Here is a 15608-nt window from a genome sequence, read left to right as displayed (position 1 = left end):
TTTTTAATAAGTTCAAAGTAGGGCGGCCGAAAAAGAAAGGAAACAGCGGTAATCAAAGAGGAGTTGAAGACAATGGACTTATGGTTTACTCAAAGGAAAGAAGAAGTTTTGCGTGCATTGGATACCAATGAAAAAACTGGATTATCCACTCAAGAAGCGCAACAGCGGCTGCAGTCTTTCGGCAGAAATGAATTAGAAGCCAAAAAGGGCGATAGTCTATTAAAAAAAGTGATCGATCAATTAAAAGATCCGATGATCATCGTTTTGTTGATTGCAGCATTTTTATCCTATGCTGCTAGCGGATTTGAAGATTGGATCGAGTCAGTGATCATATTGCTGATTGTTGTGATCAATGCCATCATTTCGATTTCGCAAGAAAATAATGCCAATAAATCTTTAGAGGCTTTGCAAAAGATGTCAGCACCATTAGCAAAAGTGATTCGGGACGGAAAACGAGAACAAGTAGATACCGCATCACTAGTGCCGGGAGATATTATTGAGTTGGAAGCCGGAGACTTGGTACCGGCAGATGTCAGAATCCTTTCAGCAGCGAACTTAAAGGCAGATGAGTCAGCTATGACGGGGGAATCTGTTCCTGTTAATAAAAAAGCGCTGGAAGGACTGCCGCAAGAGACGGTTCTAGCTGATCGCAAAAACATGCTGATTTCCTCAACGGTTATTACAAATGGCCGTGCTGTGTGCGTAGTAACGAATACGGGGATGAAAACAGAGGTCGGAAGAATCGCGAACTTACTGATCTCCGAAGACGAGAACATCACTCCGTTACAGCGTAAAATGGCTGAAATCTCAAAACTGCTATCGATGATCTGTTTAGGAATCTGCATTTTAATGTTTATTGTCGGGATCTTGTACGGTCGCCCGATTTTGGATATTTTTATGATGGCAGTCTCGCTGGGGGTAGCTGCGATTCCGGAAGGATTGGCTGCAATTGTAACGATTGTTTTGGCGCTAGGTGTGCAGCGGCTAGTCAAGCGACACGCAATCGTTAAAAAACTGCCGGCAGTTGAGACCCTTGGTGCAGCTTCAGTGATCTGCAGCGATAAGACCGGGACATTGACCCAAAACAAAATGACGATCGTAGAAACTTTCCTTTATGATGACCATACAGTCGACAGGTTGTTGACGATCGGGGCACTGTGCAATGACTCTAAACTAGTCAGCAGCGGTTCTAGTGAATTTCAAGTATCCGGGGATCCTACCGAAACAGCTTTTGTAACGAAAGCCTATGAAGAAAAGCTGGACAAAAATGAACTGGAAGCAAAATTTCCGCGAAGGGCAGAAATCCCTTTCGATTCAGAGCGTAAATTGATGAGCACCATCCATCAAACAGAACAGGGCTTTCGGGTAATGGTGAAAGGTGCCCCTGATGTTTTGCTGAATCGATGTCTACTTTCAGAGACAGACGCGGAACAAATATCTGCGAAGAATGCTGAGATGGCATCAAAAGCTTTACGAGTTCTAGGGGCTGCTTACAAAGATATCGCTGAAATTCCACAAGATTTAAAGACAGAGGACATCGAAAGTGAGCTGACTTTTGTTGGTTTAGCAGGAATGATTGATCCTCCGCGTCAAGAAGTCAAAGAAGCAGTCGCACAGTGTTATGAGGCGGGAATCCGACCAGTCATGATCACAGGGGATCACAAGTTGACGGCGGTTGCGATCGCCAAAGAATTAGCTATTTATCGACCAGGTGATCGAGCGATGACGGGTACAGAGCTGGATCTGGTCCCGCAAGAGATTTTGGAGGAAGAAGTAGGCAACTATTCTGTTTATGCACGGGTTTCGCCTGAACATAAGATGCGGATTGTCAAGGCTTGGCAAGCAAAAGGAATGGTCGTTGCGATGACAGGCGACGGGGTGAATGATGCCCCAGCACTAAAAGCTGCGGATATCGGCTGTGCGATGGGAATCACAGGAACCGATGTAGCTAAAGGTGCAGCCGATATGATCTTGACGGATGACAATTTTGCCACGATCGTTCATGCAGTAGAACAAGGGCGAGGGATTTATGCCAACATTAAAAAGTCTATCCAATATCTGCTGAGTTGTAATATTGGGGAAATCATCACGATCTTTGTTGCTACCGCACTCAATTTCCATCAAATGCCGCTAGTTGCGATCCAACTGCTTTGGTTGAATCTTGTCACAGACTCACTCCCTGCATTAGCCTTAGGGATGGAGCCCGTTGAGCCAGGTGTCATGCAACAAAAACCACGAGATTCCCGAAAAAGTATTTTTGCAGACGGTTTTGCCGCAAATATGATTTTTTACGGTGTGTTGGTAGGGGCAATCACATTAGCTGCATACTGGCTGGGAGAATATGTCTTGTCTGATCCAACCATCGCAGATGGTACGGCAAATACAATGGCTTTTGCCACTTTAGTTTTTGGTGAACTGACGCGAGCTTTTGCTGTTCGCAGTGAAACACGCTCTATCTTCCGAATTGGAATTTTCTCAAATAGTGCAATGAATAAAGCATTTCTGGTCAGCTTGGTCTTGCAATTAGCTGTATTGTTTATTCCATTCCTGCAAGATATTTTCAAGGTGCAAAGCCTGACAGGCGTTGAATGGACGATTGTCATCTTGTTATCACTGATTCCGCTGATCGTTAGTGAGATTTCTAAAGTTTTTCGTTTTAAGGAAGTGCAGACAGCTGTTGCTAAGTAAATTTCCCTAGAAGATAAAAAGTTGGGTCCCTTCTCTAAGGAGTTAATCAGAGAGGGGACATTGTTTCGTTCCTAAGAAAAACCCAACTGGCCGTCTGCTTGCGAATGAAGCTCAGTTTATATGGACAGCAATATGCTAAAAAAATTCTGTGCATGGAGAAAGAGCTATACGCGTTGGAACCGCCCAATGGCAGATGTTCTTGATTTATTTCATGAAACTCTATGAAAAACCAAAAAATTCGATATAATAAGATAACTTATGGTTTAGGAGGAGTATTTTTTTTCAGGAAAGACTTGCTTTCATGGAAAAAAATCAGGGAGAAAATGAAGAATAAAGGCGTTTATTTTGGGTTGTCTGCCTATGTCTTGTGGGGCTTGGTCACACTATATTGGAAAATAATCGTTGGGGTTTCGCCGTTAGCAACGATGTGCTACCGAATCTTGTGGTCCTTTGTTTTTATGGTGTTGTTTATCGTGCTTTCCGGGAAGAAAACGCAATTTTTACAAGAAGCGCGTCTGCTGTGGAAGAACAAAGCATTTGCTGGACTGATCGTTTTAGCGTCTGTGCTGATCTCCATCAACTGGTTCACTTTTATCTTCGCGGTGAGTGCGGGCCACGTGATGCAAGCCAGCTTAGGCTATTACATCAATCCGCTAGTCAATGTCTTGTTAGCAACCGTTTTTTTGAAGGAACGTCTTAGTCGTACTGGCATGCTGGCGTGTCTGCTGGCAAGTATCGGGGTAATCTTATTATCGATCCAAACAGGAACGATTCCTTATGCCTCACTGATCATGGCCTTTTCCTTTAGTACGTATGGCTTGATCAAAAAAAGGATCCCCATTAGTTCGGTTACTGGGTTAACGATCGAAACGATGGTGATTTTCCCCTTTGCGCTCGTGTATATTTTAGGATTTTCAACCGTCGGCTTTATGAATTATCCCTTGCAAACCAATCTCTTATTGATGGGTGCCGGGATCGTGACGGCTATTCCGCTGTTGCTGTTTGCGGAAGCCGCGAAAAATGTTTCTTACATTACGCTTGGGTTTATTCAATACGTCAACCCGACGATCATGCTTTTGTTGGCCATCTTTTTGTTTCACGAAACCTATTCACTGGCCCAATTTTCCGCCTTTGCGTTTATTTGGCTGGGGATCGCGGTCTTCACCTATGGCACGTTAGGCACGGCGATGAAAGAGCGGCGCATGGGACAGCAAAGAAAGCAACTCTGATAGATCAGGAATGGCTGCAACTGGGCCGTTCCTTTTTTATTAAAAAACAACTCAATTTAGATAGTGAAGGATGTTGCAAGGAGAATTGTTCAATGGTATAACAAAGGAAAAGCACGTTGCAGAAATTCTGATTGAAAAGGGTTGCATCTGCCACAGGGGTGTGTTATTATTCTTTCAGTTACAAGGATTGTTACTGTTCGGCAGGCAAAACCAGAATTGACCGTAGCGCGCTAATGGGGAGATTCTAGGTTTTTTTATTTTGGAGTGAGGGAAAACGATGGTTATTGGGAAAATATTAAATAATAATGTCGTCATCTCGACCAATGATGCCGGTCAGGAAGTGATCTATATGGGTCGTGGCATTGCGTTTAAGAAGAAGGTCGGCGATCCCGTGGATGAAGCCTTTGTCGAAAAAGAATTTGTGTTAAAGGATACGTTTACCGCAAATCAGTTTCAGCAATTGTTTTCAGACATTCCTGTGGAAGAAGTCGAAGCCGTCAAGCAGGTGGTGGATGATGCAGAAGCGTCATTGGGGATCGAGCTGTCGCCAAATATTTATTTGACACTGACCGATCATATCCATTATGCGCTTGTTCGGGCACGTGAAGGCATTGAGCTGCCGAATCCATTGTTGTTTGAGACCCGCAAATTTTATCCGAAAGAGTATGCGGTTGCAGCAGATGCCGTTGCTTATTTTGAAAAAGTCTTCGGGATTTCATTGCCGGAATCGGAAATTGGCTTTATCGCCTTTCATATCGTCAATAGCGAACAAGCCAATGGTACGATGGAAACCACGATGCAAGCGGTAGAGATCGTACGTGACGTACTGGCGATCATCAGTCGCTTTTATGGACGAGTCTTTAACCCAGATTCCTTGAATTATCAACGGATCACCACGCATTTGCAGTATTTTGCGCAGCGCTATTTAAGCGATGAACTTTCGGGGGAAAAAGATGAATTTTTATTTGCCCTTGTGCAATCGAAGTACCCTAAAGCGTTTCAAACGGTCCAACGGATCAACGAATATTTGATCAAAACCTACGACAAATCGATCGGTGAATCAGAAATGATCTACTTAACGATCCATATCGAACGTGTCGTCAATGATCAAACCAATTAACATTCAATCATTAACGGATTGTTACTGTCAGGCAGGCAATACCCAGATTGAAAAGACAACAGTCAGCGAGGAAAAGACTCGTTGGACGGTCGTTTTTTCAATCTGGGTTTTTTTATTAAAAAAGGAGTGTTGAAAAAATGAGTTCAAATAAAGAAATTGCCGTTCGCGTCCTCGATGCGGTGGGTGGAAAAGAAAATGTCAACAGCGTGGTGCATTGTGCGACCCGCTTGCGTTTCAAATTAAAAGATGAGAACAAAGCGGATACGGCACGCTTGAATCAAGACGACGACGTGATCCAAGTCGTTCAAAGCGGCGGACAATACCAAGTGGTGATCGGCAGTCATGTCAGCGATGTTTATCGTGAATTGAATGGAGTAGCGAACTTCGATGGCGAAGCAGACAGCAAAGGCGACAAAGGCAACCTGTTGAATCAACTGGTGGATATTATTTCGTCGATCTTCACGCCGTTTTTAGGCGCAATGGCAGGTGCCGGGGTCTTAAAAGGATTCTTGACGCTGGCAGTCACCTTGAATTGGCTGGCAGCTGATTCTGGTGTCTACACTGTATTGTATGCGATTGCCGATGGGTTATTTACCTATTTACCAGTGATGTTGGCTTTTACTGCAGCGAAGAAGTTTCGTACCAATGAATTTCTAGCGGTTTCCTTAGCGATGGCATTGGTTCATCCAAACATTACCGCTTTGGCAGGACAAACGTTGAGTTTCCTAGGCTTACCGGTCATTATTGGTGCGAGTGCTTATATGTCTTCCGTCATTCCGATTATTTTAGCGGTCTTTTTACAAAGCTATGTGGAGCGTTTCTTTAAAAAAGTCATTCCTAGCTTCTTACAGATCATCTGTGTGCCTTTAGCGGTCTTCTTGATCATGGCGCCATTGACCTTTATTGTCGTCGGTCCACTAGGAACGATTTTAGGAAACTTGTTAGGTAGTGCTTACGACAGCATTTACCACTTTAGCCCACTGATCGCCGGGGCTGTCATGGGTGGTTTATGGCAAGTCTTTGTGATGTTTGGCATGCACTGGGGCTTTGTACCGATCATGATGTTGAATCTCAGTCAAACCGGTGTCGATACGATGGTGCCGATGCTGTTGCCAGCTGTCCTTTCTCAAGGGGGTGCAGCGCTAGCAGTATTCTTTATGACAAAAAATGTGAAACTGAAAGGGTTGGCCCTTTCTTCAACGATCACCTCAATTTTTGGGATCACAGAACCGACGGTGTATGGGGTAACCTTGCCTTTGAAAAAACCATTTATCGCCGCGTGTATCAGTGGTGCCATCGGGGGAGCCTTCATCGGCTTCAGCCAAGTCGAAAACTATACCTTTGGGTTAGTCAGCTTACTAAGTCTGCCGTCCTTTATCCCACAAGATACGAAAGATCTAAGTGGTCTGATCGCAGCTTCCATCGGCACGGCTATCGCTTTTGGCGCAGCGTTTGTCTTGACCTTCTTCTTACGTTTTGAAGATCAGCCAGCAACCGATGCCAGTGCAGCACCGGCAAAAGAGCCAGTTACACCCACAGATAGTTCGTCTAAAGAACGTGTGATCCTCAGCAGTCCGTTAGAAGGCAAAGTGGTTCCCTTAGCAGAAGTCAAAGACCAAGTCTTTTCTTCTGGTGCATTAGGAAAAGGCATCGCCATCGAACCGACCATCGGGGCTTTGTATGCGCCGGCAGATGGCACCATCACGACGCTCTTTCCTACCGGCCATGCCGTTGGTTTGACCACCACGGATGGAGCAGAAGTCTTGATGCATATTGGTATGGATACCGTGGAACTAGATGGCAAAGGCTTTGAGGTCTTTATTAAACAAGACGATCAAGTCAAACGCGGTGATTTGTTAGTGAAATTTGATCTAGATACGATCAAAGCAGCCGGCTTATCCGCGATCACACCAATCGTTGTGACGAATACCCCGCAATATTTAGATGTGATGGATATGAATCAAACCGATGTCTTGCAAGGAGAAGACTTCTTAGCCATCGTAAAATAAGCAAAAGAAACCCGATCCTCGACTGAATATCAGCAAGGATCGGGTTTTTTGTAAGAAAATAAGGCGCAGTTGCCCTTCTCGCTTGCCTGACATGGTAGCAAACGCTTGTCACAGCGCGAGTTAAGAGCAAGACCAACATCAGGAATGCCTACTCAGGGAAAACCCGAACATTCTTGGGGACTGCTCCCTACACATGGCTTAAATTTTCGGCAAGCGACTCTAAAGCGGGGAAATCGAGAATTGCATAGCCCTGTTTTTGTTTTTCGATCAGCTTGTCTTCCCGAAAGCTGGTAAAGGTTCGTAGCAGGTGGCGATAGCTGACATTCAAGATTGCGGCACAGGTGGTCAACTGAAAGGAAAAGTGTTGATTTTCTTGATGGGCAAGAATAAATTTGGCCAACCGTGTCTCTACAGGTTCCGTCAATGAATTCGCTAAGTTGATCCCCGAATTCAAGCGGGAACTGAGCAACTGACAGATGGTTTGCAAAAAGCGGACGTCTTGTTGCAAGGTGCTGCGGTAGCGATTCAAAGGGATGCAGACGCAGACGCAAGCAGAAGCGGCTTTGACACTGCTTTTTGGCAAGAGTTCCCACAAAGAGGAAGCTTCCCCTAAAGGTGCAGCCGGCTTGGCGTAATCAATACAAATCGTTTGGGTATCCGAAGAGAAAGAATAGACCATCACGGTTCCTTCTACGAGAAAATACAAGTATTCAGAAGGCGTACCCGTTCGAATCAGGTGCTCTTCTTTTTCAAAGGAATGCAAAGTGGCCATCGCTAACAAATCATTGTCCATATAAGATTGCAGATCGTATGTGTCAATGTAATTACTGAGGCGTGCGGTATCATCGATTTTTTTCATGGAAATCAGCCACTCCTGAATGGTTTTCTTTAAGTATAGCTTAGTTCCCCTTTTGACTCAACACGAACGATAAATAAAATCTAATGTAAATTGTATGTAAAAATAAGGTAAAATAGGACATGTGTCACTTCATTTTGACGGGATACTTGGTATGATTTGAATGTAAGAAAGCGTCAAACCATTAGGAGGAGAAAAAATGCCATTGAAACGAATTGTTAAAGGAATGTTAGGAATTGCGTTAGTTGCCGCATTGACCGGCTGTGGGAATGGGAGCAGCAGCAGCGACAGCAGTGCCGCAGCCGAAAAAGAAAAGCTGGTGGTACAATTCGTGCCGACCAATAATGACGGCTCGATGCAAGCCAAAGCAAAACCGTTTGCTGAGTATTTATCAAAAAAATTAGACCGTGAAGTAGAAGTAACGTTAGCAACGGATTATTCGACGATCGTTGAAGCCATGGCTTCTGGACAAGTTGATTTAGGAATCATGCCGCCAGCCGCTTATGTTCAGGCCAAAGACATGGATGCAGCCGAAGCGATTTTGACTTCTCAATTAGGTGCCTATGATCCAGAGACCGGCTTGCCATTAGAAGGGGAAAAAACCAATACCTTCAAAGGGGAGATCTTGGTTCGTGCGGATAGCGATATGACAGAATTGACGGACTTAAAAGGGAAAAAAATCGCTACATTGAGTCCGAACTCTGCCAGCGGCTATATTTACCCAGTTGCCGAGTTGAAAGATGCAGGAGTTGATCCAACGACGGATGCTACATTAACGACGGTGAACGATATTCCAAGTGAGATCACTGCAGTCTTGAATGGTCAGATGGATGCCGCCTTTGTGTTTCAAGGGGCACGGAATGTCTTTGCGTCAAGCTTCCCAGATAACGATTTATTCGAAGATCTAAAAGTTCTTTACTTAACCGAAGGGGACATCCCGAATGACGCCATTGCCGTTCAACCGACGATGGATGCTGAACTAAAAGAGCAGATTAAAGAAGTGTTCTTGAACATGGCAGATGATGAAGAGGGTGCCGAAGCAATGAGCTTGTGGGGACACCAAGGGTATGAAGAAGCAGCAGATTCTGCTTACGATACCATTCGCGATTATACACAACGAGCAGCAGAGTAAAAAATCAGGGATTGCGGTAGAAGGATAACGGGACACGGAGATGTGCAGCGATTTACTAGGGGAATAGGTGGAATACGCAGTACCAGTGCATTTTTTAGTGAAATAGACCGTGACCGATTGGGGAAACTTTGCCGCGGTCCCTACATAATGGAGAAAACAGATGATAACTTTTGAGAATGTATCCAAAGTCTACCCAAATGGGGTCAAAGGATTACAGAACATAGATGTAACGATTGAACAAGGAGAATTTGTGGCAATCATTGGTTTGAGTGGTGCTGGTAAGAGTACCTTTCTGCGCTCGATCAATCGCTTAGTGCCAATCACTGAAGGAGATATTCGGGTAGACGGCAAATCAGTCACGAAAGCCAATAAAAAAGAATTGCGCTTGATTCGTCGACAAATCGGATTGATCTCGCAAAGCTTCAATTTGGTCAAACGTAGTACTGTCCAAAAGAATGTGCTATCTGGTCGTTTGGGGTATTACGGGACATGGAAAAGTATTTTAGGGTTGTTTACGAAAGAAGACTACGAAAGAACGAAAGAAGCGCTAGCGACTGTCGGCTTGTCAGACAAACTGCAAACGAGAAGCGACCAGTTGAGTGGTGGTCAACAGCAGCGAGTATCCATCGCCCGTGCCTTGGTTCAACAAGCGCCGGTGATTTTAGCTGATGAACCCGTGGCATCACTAGATCCCATCACGACAGAGAAAGTGATGGAGGATCTGAAGAAGATCAATCAAGAAATGGGCAAAACGATTGTCATCAATCTGCATTCGATTCCCTTGGCTCGTCAGTATGCGACAAGGATCATTGCCTTAAAAGCAGGTGCGATCGTTTTTGACGGCAACGCAGCCGCTTTGACAGATCAGCGTTTAGAACAAATCTATGGCAAAGCAATTTTTGAAGAAAAGGCAGGAGAAATCGATGAAACTGAAAGAAACAGTTCATTTTAATTGGTACAAGCACCTGCTGCTGGTTCTTTTATTGCTGCTCTTTTTTCAAAGCAGTGCCTGGATCACGGGGGCTGATTTTGCCCAAGTGTGGTCGAATCGCAGCCAGATGACGGCTTTCATGGCTCGATTTTTGCATCCGGATTTTAGTTATTTACCGCAACTGATGATGCCCTTGATCAAGACATTGCAGATGTCCTTTTTAGGCACTGTTTTAGGAGTAGTCGCAGCAATACCGGTGAGTCTGTTGGCGACGACAGTCGTGACAGAAAGCCGTTGGGTCTCGGTGCCGATGCGTTTTCTCTTAGGGCTGGTGCGGACGATTCCCAACCTATTGTTGGCGGCATTGTTCGTAGCGATTTTTGGGATCGGTGAAGCCACTGGTGTTTTGACCATCGCGGTCTTTACCTTTGGTATGGTTTCACAGCTGATGTTCCAAGCGATCGAAACCATTGATTTTGCGCCAATCGAAGCAGCAGCGGCGGTAGGAGCGAATAAATTTCAAGTGACCGTTTGGGCGATCATTCCTCAAGTCATCAGCCAGTTTGCCAGCTATACTTTTTATGCCTTTGAAGTCAATGTTCGAGCTTCGACGGTGTTAGGGTATGTTGGTGCCGGCGGGATCGGGGTCATCTTGAACGCCTCATTGGCATTGTTGAATTATGAGCGGGTCTCGATCATTATCTTGACGATTTTGCTGACGGTAGCGATCGTTGATTTTCTCAGTGAGCGGGTAAGGAGGTCATTCCTATGATGATCAGAGAAGTGAAGAAAACGACTTGGCTATTATGGGGACTCTTTGCTATCTTACTGGTATTATCCGCAGCGACGCTGGATTATTCCGGATTGAGTACTTTTTCCTTAGCGATGGGAAGAGATGTCCTGCAAGGGTTGAGTCAGCCAGACTGGTCTTTCTTTTACGACGGTAGCGGGGAGGATCTGTGGAGCTTATTGTTACTGACGATCGGCATCGCTTGTCTAGGAACGATGATCGCAACAGTCTGTGCGATACCGGTGACTTTGCTGAGTGCCGCCAACCTATGGGCTTCTGCGCCGTGGGTCGCGAAGGCCGGCAAAATGATCTGCAATATCTTGCGGGCATTTCCAGAGCTAGTTTATGCGATTATTTTTGTCCGTGTGGTAGGTCCGGGACCTTTCGCTGGGGTTATGGCGATCGGTGTCCACCAGATCGGTATGCTGGGCAAGTTGTTTACCGAAGAAATGGAAGCCATGGATGAGCGCTTGACGGAAGAGATGCAAGCAGTTGGTGCCAACTTTTGGCAGACGATGTTTTTCGTGCGGGTCCCTTATTTAGCACCCATCTATAGTTCCTTTGCATTGAATCATTTTGAAATTGCGGTCCGCAGTGCGGCAACATTAGGATTAGTCGGTGCTGGCGGGATCGGTGCACCATTGATTTTTGCTATTCAAACCAGAACCTGGAGCAAGGTAAGTATTATTTTGTTGGGCGTCGTTGTGACCGTCTTCTTATTAGACCAGTTGACTGGAATCATCAGAAAGAAATTGAGATAAACCTATGAATGTATTGCATATATCAGATATCCATTTTCGAGAAAGTTACCTGCCTTGTGAAGAAGGGTATCAAGGAATGCTGGCAGCCATGCAAAATCCCTTGATTCCTCTGGAAGAGTGTATCCAGGATGCCAAGGCGCGAGGGGCGATCGATTTGGTGGTGATCAGTGGCGATTTGACCGAAGATGGCGCGCCTGCCGATTATGCCTCTTTGAAGAGATATTTAGAAAAAGCCTTTGGCTCAGTGCCGTTCGTGGTAACGCTAGGTAATCACGATATCAAACGGCATTTTCGCCAAGGCTGGCAAGGCAAGTCAGTAGAAACCGCCAGTGATACGCCTTTTAATCAAGTCTATGAAACGGAGACATTGGCGATTGTGACTTTCGATAACTCCTGTTATGGCTATGCCGACGGTATCGTAGATGAGCGACAGTTTGAATGGCTGCAAGCCACGCTGGCTCAGCTCAAAGAGAAAAAGATCGCCTTTGTGACGCACCATCATTTGTTGCCTTATCAAGCAAGCACGCCGGCGTGGGCCGGTGCCGATCGTTTGGTAGCATTATTGCAGCAGTATCAAATCTCTTGTATTCTCAGTGGACATACCCATCATGCGTTTACGGGAACGATCGCAGGGATCCCTTACTATACTGTGGCAAGTATGTCGTTTGTCGGGGAAGATGAAGGCGAGGGGATGGTCCGTTTTGAAGAACGCTATGGATATAATTTGTATCGTTTCGAGGAAGGTGCGCTGGTTCATCAATCCTCAGAAAACTATCGACCGAACCGTGTATTGATGCGGGTCAACATGCAAGGATAAAAAACAGACGTTCCGTCAACTCTGCCTTTAGCAGCAGAAAAGGAACGTCTGTTTTTGTGTAAAAAAGGCTTAACCTTGATTGCCAAAGGTTTTGACAACTTCAATCGTGCCGTCGATATGGAAAAACAAGGTATAGTTTTCTTCGGTTTTGATACCGTCAAAGCGGCGAGCATAATACGTGACCGCATCTTTGAAGGTTTGTGGGGGAACCCCTAAAAAATCAGCGCATGCCGCCAATGTTTTGCAGCCTTCTTCAAAACAAGCGATGATATCATAGGGCGTGACCACGATCGCAGAACCAATGTCGCGGGCTTTGCGTTCTTGTTTGCGCTTTTCGTTGGTGTCTTGGGCGGTAATGTCGCCAGCACTGGTCAGATAATGACCGATTTCTTCACCGATGGTGCTCAAGAGGTCTTCTTGTGATTGGTCAGGGTTCAAGTAAATATGGTGATCGATGTACAATCCTTGCTGACCATCAGGCATATTTTTATCGAAAATAAAGTGCAAGTCTGGGTAGGCGGCCATCAGTTCTTCTACTTTATCCATTTCCATCATTCCTTTTGGGCGTGCCGCTGTTTTATAAATTCAATATAGCTGAGGATGTCTTCCATCTGCTCATCGGTGACGTCATCATCAATATGGGCCGCAACGGTTTGAACTTTTGCAGAGGGCGGAGTAAAGCCTGCCGGGACTTGTCTGCCTAATAAAAAATCGGTGGATACTTGAAAAATCTCCGCGAGTTTGACGATGGTCTCGCCATCGGGTTCGTTACGATCATTTTCGAAATGCGAATACGCTGCGCGGGTGATCCCTAGCTGATCTGCGATCTGCTGTTGGGTTTGATTGGTTCGTAGTCTGAGTGTTCTTAGCCGTTCGCCAAGCATGAGTGATCGCCTCCTTTTTTGTAGTATAGCACGTTGGATATAATTTGTATCTATTTTTGTATTATTTGATATAAAAAATATCACATCAGTTGACGATACGAATCGTATCTTTTATACTGGAAACAGATGATATGAATTGTATCAAAAAGAATGGGGGAGGATCATGGATACATCGATCGTAACAGTTGTCTTGCCGTCACTCATTACTGGTGTACTTACTTATTTGGCTACCCGAGTATCCAGCAAAGCGAATTTGGAACAAACGAATATCGAAAATGCCCAAAAGCTTTACCTAAAATATGAACAGATCAATCAAGAATTGACCCATAAAATCGACCAGTTAGAAGAAGAAGTCCAAAAGACCACCAAAACCTACCAAGAAGAAGTCTTGGTCTATCAAGGAAAGCTTGCTACTGCCCAAAGCGAACGGGATTTTTTGCGGGCAGAAAATCAGGTGCTGAAAGAATGGCAGCGAGTAAATCAAGTGCTTGGGACGCGTGAAGAGAAGCAACATTCCGCCGTTGGCTAATAGAAAAAAACTGCTTATCCATCAATAAGCAGTTTTTTTTCTAGTTTTTATTCTTTAATTGATCATTTGTTCATTCACGTAGGCAGCATAAAGCGGGTGATTGCTGATCAATTCTGCATGGGTACCTTGACCGGTAATGGTACCTTTTTCTATAAAGTAAATTTGATCGGCATCCACGATGGTCGATAAGCGATGAGCAATCACTAATGTCGTGCGCCCTTCCATCAAATGATCCAACGCCCGCTGGACCTTTTCTTCCGACTGAGAATCTAGGCTGGCGGTCGCTTCATCCAGCATCAGCAGCTTGGGGTCTCGCAAGAATGCTCGTGCGATGGCGATCCGTTGTTTTTGCCCGCCAGATAGTTTGACGCCGCGTTCGCCGATTTGTGTTTCTAGTTTTTCGGGGAACTCTTGGACGAACTGATCGGCATAAGCCAATGCCAGTCCTTGCCACAATTCCTCCTCTGACAGCGTCCGTCCCAATCCGTATTGCAAGTTTTCCCGAATCGTACCGGCAAAGACCGCACTGTCTTGGGAAACATAGCCAATCTGTGCCCGCCAGTCCTGCAGATCAATGTCAGCTATCGGCTGTTCACCAATCAGCAAGCGCCCGCTAGTGGGTTCATAAAAGCGTTCTAGTAAAGCAAAAATCGTGGATTTTCCACCGCCGCTTGGTCCCGCAAAAGCAATCACGGTGTTGGGCTTGGCTTCAAAAGAAATGTTTTGCAAAATCGGCCGTTTGGGATCGTAACTGAAATCGATCTGTTCTGCCCGTAAGACAGCGCCATCGATGGCAGCTTTAGGTGCTGCCTGGATCGGCTCCAGCGGCGTATCCAAAATTTCTTGGATCCGTTCCGTAGCACCCATCGCTTTTTGAACTTGCGAAAAGAACATCGCAAACGTCGTCACCGGCGCAATAATATTAAAGAGATACAGTAGAAAAGCGATCAATGCACCACTCGTCAAGGTGCCGGCTTGGACGCGGATCGCGCCATAACCGAGGATTCCTACGAGTAAGCCCAGCATGGCCGTCGTCATAATTGGCTGCAAAATCGCACTAACTTTCGCATCCTTGACCCCGAGGGTAAAAATTGCCCCAATGTTGCGCCGACCGTTTTCCTGTTCACTGGCTTCTCCGTTGCTGGCTTTGATCAAACGGATCTCTGAGAGTTTTTCGCTAGCATCCGCATTGAAATCGGCAGTCGCTGCTTGCAGCTGGCGTCCTAGTTTTGACATGATCTTGCCGATTGGCCACATGATCAAGGTGATCAAAGGCACCGCACTGAACATGATCGCCGCCATCTGCCAATCCATCAAAAACAAGATGATCATCGAACCAACCAATTGGATCAAGCCAGTGACAAAGCTGGGAAATTGCGAGGTGACTAGTTCTTTGATCACGGAAGTATCGTTGACGAGTCGCGAACTGCTTTCCCCCGACTTGTGGTCATCAAAATAGCTGACTGGCAAATGCAGCAGATGTTTCCAAAGACGTTCCCGCAATGTTTTCACGGCACTTTCTCCCACATAGCGCAAGAGAAAGCCGCCTAAAGTCCCTACGCCTAATTGCAGCACAAAGGCTAGGATCAAAACGACCAGCATGGAGGTGCTGAACGTGGGGGTGCCGCTGGCATCGACCAGCGTTTTCGTCAGCTGCGGCACGACCAAACTGGCGGCACTTGTGATCAGGCTAAAGAGCATCCCTAAAAGAAACAAGCCTTTCTTGGGGTTGACACTGACGATCAGGTGGATAAAGTCTTTCATTTTAAATTTGTTTTTGTTCACTGTTGGTGTCGTTGTTTCCATTCGTTTTCCTCCGCAGCAAGCAAGGTAGCTCACTGCTTTTTCTTTTTAATTAAGTG

General features: G+C 45.6%; 14 protein-coding genes. 10 read left to right on the top strand and 4 right to left on the bottom strand.

What is annotated here, in order from left to right; genetic code table 11:
• Nucleotides 1-72: 72 nt before the first annotated feature.
• The 4 genes from IGI84_RS14685 (at nucleotide 73) to IGI84_RS14670 (ending at nucleotide 7046) form a co-directional block, all read left to right on the top strand.
• On the top strand, nucleotides 73-2688 hold the full coding sequence (locus IGI84_RS14685) for a calcium-translocating P-type ATPase, PMCA-type (protein WP_220426987.1): 2616 nt from the start codon (nucleotides 73-75) through the stop codon (nucleotides 2686-2688).
• A 323-nt stretch (nucleotides 2689-3011) separates the two neighbouring features.
• On the top strand, nucleotides 3012-3917 hold the full coding sequence (gene rarD, locus IGI84_RS14680; protein WP_194195626.1) for an EamA family transporter RarD: 906 nt from the start codon (nucleotides 3012-3014) through the stop codon (nucleotides 3915-3917).
• A gap of 277 nt (nucleotides 3918-4194) precedes the next feature.
• Nucleotides 4195-5037, top strand: coding sequence for a BglG family transcription antiterminator LicT (licT, locus tag IGI84_RS14675; protein ID WP_005233287.1), 843 nt, complete (start codon nucleotides 4195-4197; stop codon nucleotides 5035-5037).
• Between the two features lie 137 nt (nucleotides 5038-5174).
• Nucleotides 5175-7046, top strand: a complete 1872-nt coding sequence (locus tag IGI84_RS14670) for a beta-glucoside-specific PTS transporter subunit IIABC (protein WP_430600476.1) — start codon at nucleotides 5175-5177, stop codon at nucleotides 7044-7046.
• Nucleotides 7047-7233: 187 nt separating this feature from the next.
• On the opposite strand, the gene IGI84_RS14665 is transcribed toward IGI84_RS14670, so the two are convergent.
• Complete coding sequence (locus tag IGI84_RS14665; protein WP_005233292.1) at nucleotides 7234-7905, bottom strand: cyclic nucleotide-binding domain-containing protein; 672 nt, start codon at nucleotides 7903-7905, stop codon at nucleotides 7234-7236.
• A 196-nt stretch (nucleotides 7906-8101) separates the two neighbouring features.
• Here IGI84_RS14665 and IGI84_RS14660 point away from each other — a divergent pair, with 196 nt between their 5' ends.
• The 5 genes from IGI84_RS14660 (at nucleotide 8102) to IGI84_RS14640 (ending at nucleotide 12333) form a co-directional block, all read left to right on the top strand.
• Entirely contained in the window at nucleotides 8102-9034 is a 933-nt protein-coding gene (locus IGI84_RS14660) for a phosphate/phosphite/phosphonate ABC transporter substrate-binding protein (RefSeq protein WP_016620312.1), read from the top strand.
• Between the two features lie 160 nt (nucleotides 9035-9194).
• On the top strand, nucleotides 9195-9986 hold the full coding sequence (gene phnC, locus IGI84_RS14655; RefSeq protein ID WP_005230661.1) for a phosphonate ABC transporter ATP-binding protein: 792 nt from the start codon (nucleotides 9195-9197) through the stop codon (nucleotides 9984-9986).
• Nucleotides 9958-10737 (top strand): phosphonate ABC transporter, permease protein PhnE, encoded by a 780-nt coding sequence (phnE, locus tag IGI84_RS14650; RefSeq protein WP_010748971.1) that lies wholly within the window; start codon nucleotides 9958-9960, stop codon nucleotides 10735-10737. The genes phnC and phnE (IGI84_RS14650) overlap by 29 nt, the downstream gene beginning before the upstream one ends.
• Nucleotides 10734-11516, top strand: a complete 783-nt coding sequence (gene phnE / locus IGI84_RS14645; protein WP_220426990.1) for a phosphonate ABC transporter, permease protein PhnE — start codon at nucleotides 10734-10736, stop codon at nucleotides 11514-11516. The genes phnE (IGI84_RS14650) and phnE (IGI84_RS14645) overlap by 4 nt, the downstream gene beginning before the upstream one ends.
• Before the next feature lie 4 nt (nucleotides 11517-11520).
• Nucleotides 11521-12333, top strand: a complete 813-nt coding sequence (locus IGI84_RS14640; RefSeq protein ID WP_077452411.1) for a metallophosphoesterase family protein — start codon at nucleotides 11521-11523, stop codon at nucleotides 12331-12333.
• 69 nt (nucleotides 12334-12402) lie between these two features.
• Here IGI84_RS14640 and IGI84_RS14635 read toward each other — a convergent pair whose 3' ends face one another.
• Nucleotides 12403-12879, bottom strand: coding sequence for an ImmA/IrrE family metallo-endopeptidase (locus IGI84_RS14635; RefSeq protein WP_034858679.1), 477 nt, complete (start codon nucleotides 12877-12879; stop codon nucleotides 12403-12405).
• A gap of 5 nt (nucleotides 12880-12884) precedes the next feature.
• Nucleotides 12885-13217: a helix-turn-helix domain-containing protein gene (locus tag IGI84_RS14630; protein WP_005230670.1), complete on the bottom strand. Its 333-nt coding sequence runs from the start codon at nucleotides 13215-13217 to the stop codon at nucleotides 12885-12887.
• 163 nt (nucleotides 13218-13380) lie between these two features.
• Here IGI84_RS14630 and IGI84_RS14625 point away from each other — a divergent pair, with 163 nt between their 5' ends.
• A complete protein-coding gene (locus IGI84_RS14625; protein WP_430600475.1) occupies nucleotides 13381-13746 on the top strand; it encodes a hypothetical protein in 366 nt (121 codons plus the stop codon).
• A gap of 54 nt (nucleotides 13747-13800) precedes the next feature.
• Here the strand turns inward: IGI84_RS14625 and IGI84_RS14620 are convergent, their stop codons facing one another.
• Complete coding sequence (locus tag IGI84_RS14620) at nucleotides 13801-15552, bottom strand: ABC transporter ATP-binding protein (RefSeq protein WP_272017572.1); 1752 nt, start codon at nucleotides 15550-15552, stop codon at nucleotides 13801-13803.
• Nucleotides 15553-15608 lie beyond the last annotated feature (56 nt).

The organism is Enterococcus sp. DIV0008, from assembly GCF_050542615.1.
Classification (GTDB): Bacteria; Bacillota; Bacilli; order Lactobacillales; family Enterococcaceae; genus Enterococcus_D; species Enterococcus_D innesii.
This window is presented reverse-complemented; position numbering and strand designations above follow the sequence as displayed.

Excerpts from the sequence above, each read along its gene's own strand:
- IGI84_RS14685 (WP_220426987.1), top strand. The coding sequence starts at position 73 with ATGGACTTATGGTTTACTCAAAGGAAAGAAGAAGTTTTGCGTGCATTG.
- rarD (WP_194195626.1), top strand. The coding sequence starts at position 3,012 with ATGAAGAATAAAGGCGTTTATTTTGGGTTGTCTGCCTATGTCTTGTGG.
- licT (WP_005233287.1), top strand. The coding sequence starts at position 4,195 with ATGGTTATTGGGAAAATATTAAATAATAATGTCGTCATCTCGACCAAT.
- IGI84_RS14670 (WP_430600476.1), top strand. The coding sequence starts at position 5,175 with ATGAGTTCAAATAAAGAAATTGCCGTTCGCGTCCTCGATGCGGTGGGT.
- IGI84_RS14665 (WP_005233292.1), bottom strand. The coding sequence starts at position 7,905 with ATGAAAAAAATCGATGATACCGCACGCCTCAGTAATTACATTGACACA.
- IGI84_RS14660 (WP_016620312.1), top strand. The coding sequence starts at position 8,102 with ATGCCATTGAAACGAATTGTTAAAGGAATGTTAGGAATTGCGTTAGTT.
- phnC (WP_005230661.1), top strand. The coding sequence starts at position 9,195 with ATGATAACTTTTGAGAATGTATCCAAAGTCTACCCAAATGGGGTCAAA.
- phnE (WP_010748971.1), top strand. The coding sequence starts at position 9,958 with ATGAAACTGAAAGAAACAGTTCATTTTAATTGGTACAAGCACCTGCTG.
- phnE (WP_220426990.1), top strand. The coding sequence starts at position 10,734 with ATGATGATCAGAGAAGTGAAGAAAACGACTTGGCTATTATGGGGACTC.
- IGI84_RS14640 (WP_077452411.1), top strand. The coding sequence starts at position 11,521 with ATGAATGTATTGCATATATCAGATATCCATTTTCGAGAAAGTTACCTG.
- IGI84_RS14635 (WP_034858679.1), bottom strand. The coding sequence starts at position 12,879 with ATGGATAAAGTAGAAGAACTGATGGCCGCCTACCCAGACTTGCACTTT.
- IGI84_RS14630 (WP_005230670.1), bottom strand. The coding sequence starts at position 13,217 with ATGCTTGGCGAACGGCTAAGAACACTCAGACTACGAACCAATCAAACC.
- IGI84_RS14625 (WP_430600475.1), top strand. The coding sequence starts at position 13,381 with ATGGATACATCGATCGTAACAGTTGTCTTGCCGTCACTCATTACTGGT.
- IGI84_RS14620 (WP_272017572.1), bottom strand. The coding sequence starts at position 15,552 with ATGGAAACAACGACACCAACAGTGAACAAAAACAAATTTAAAATGAAA.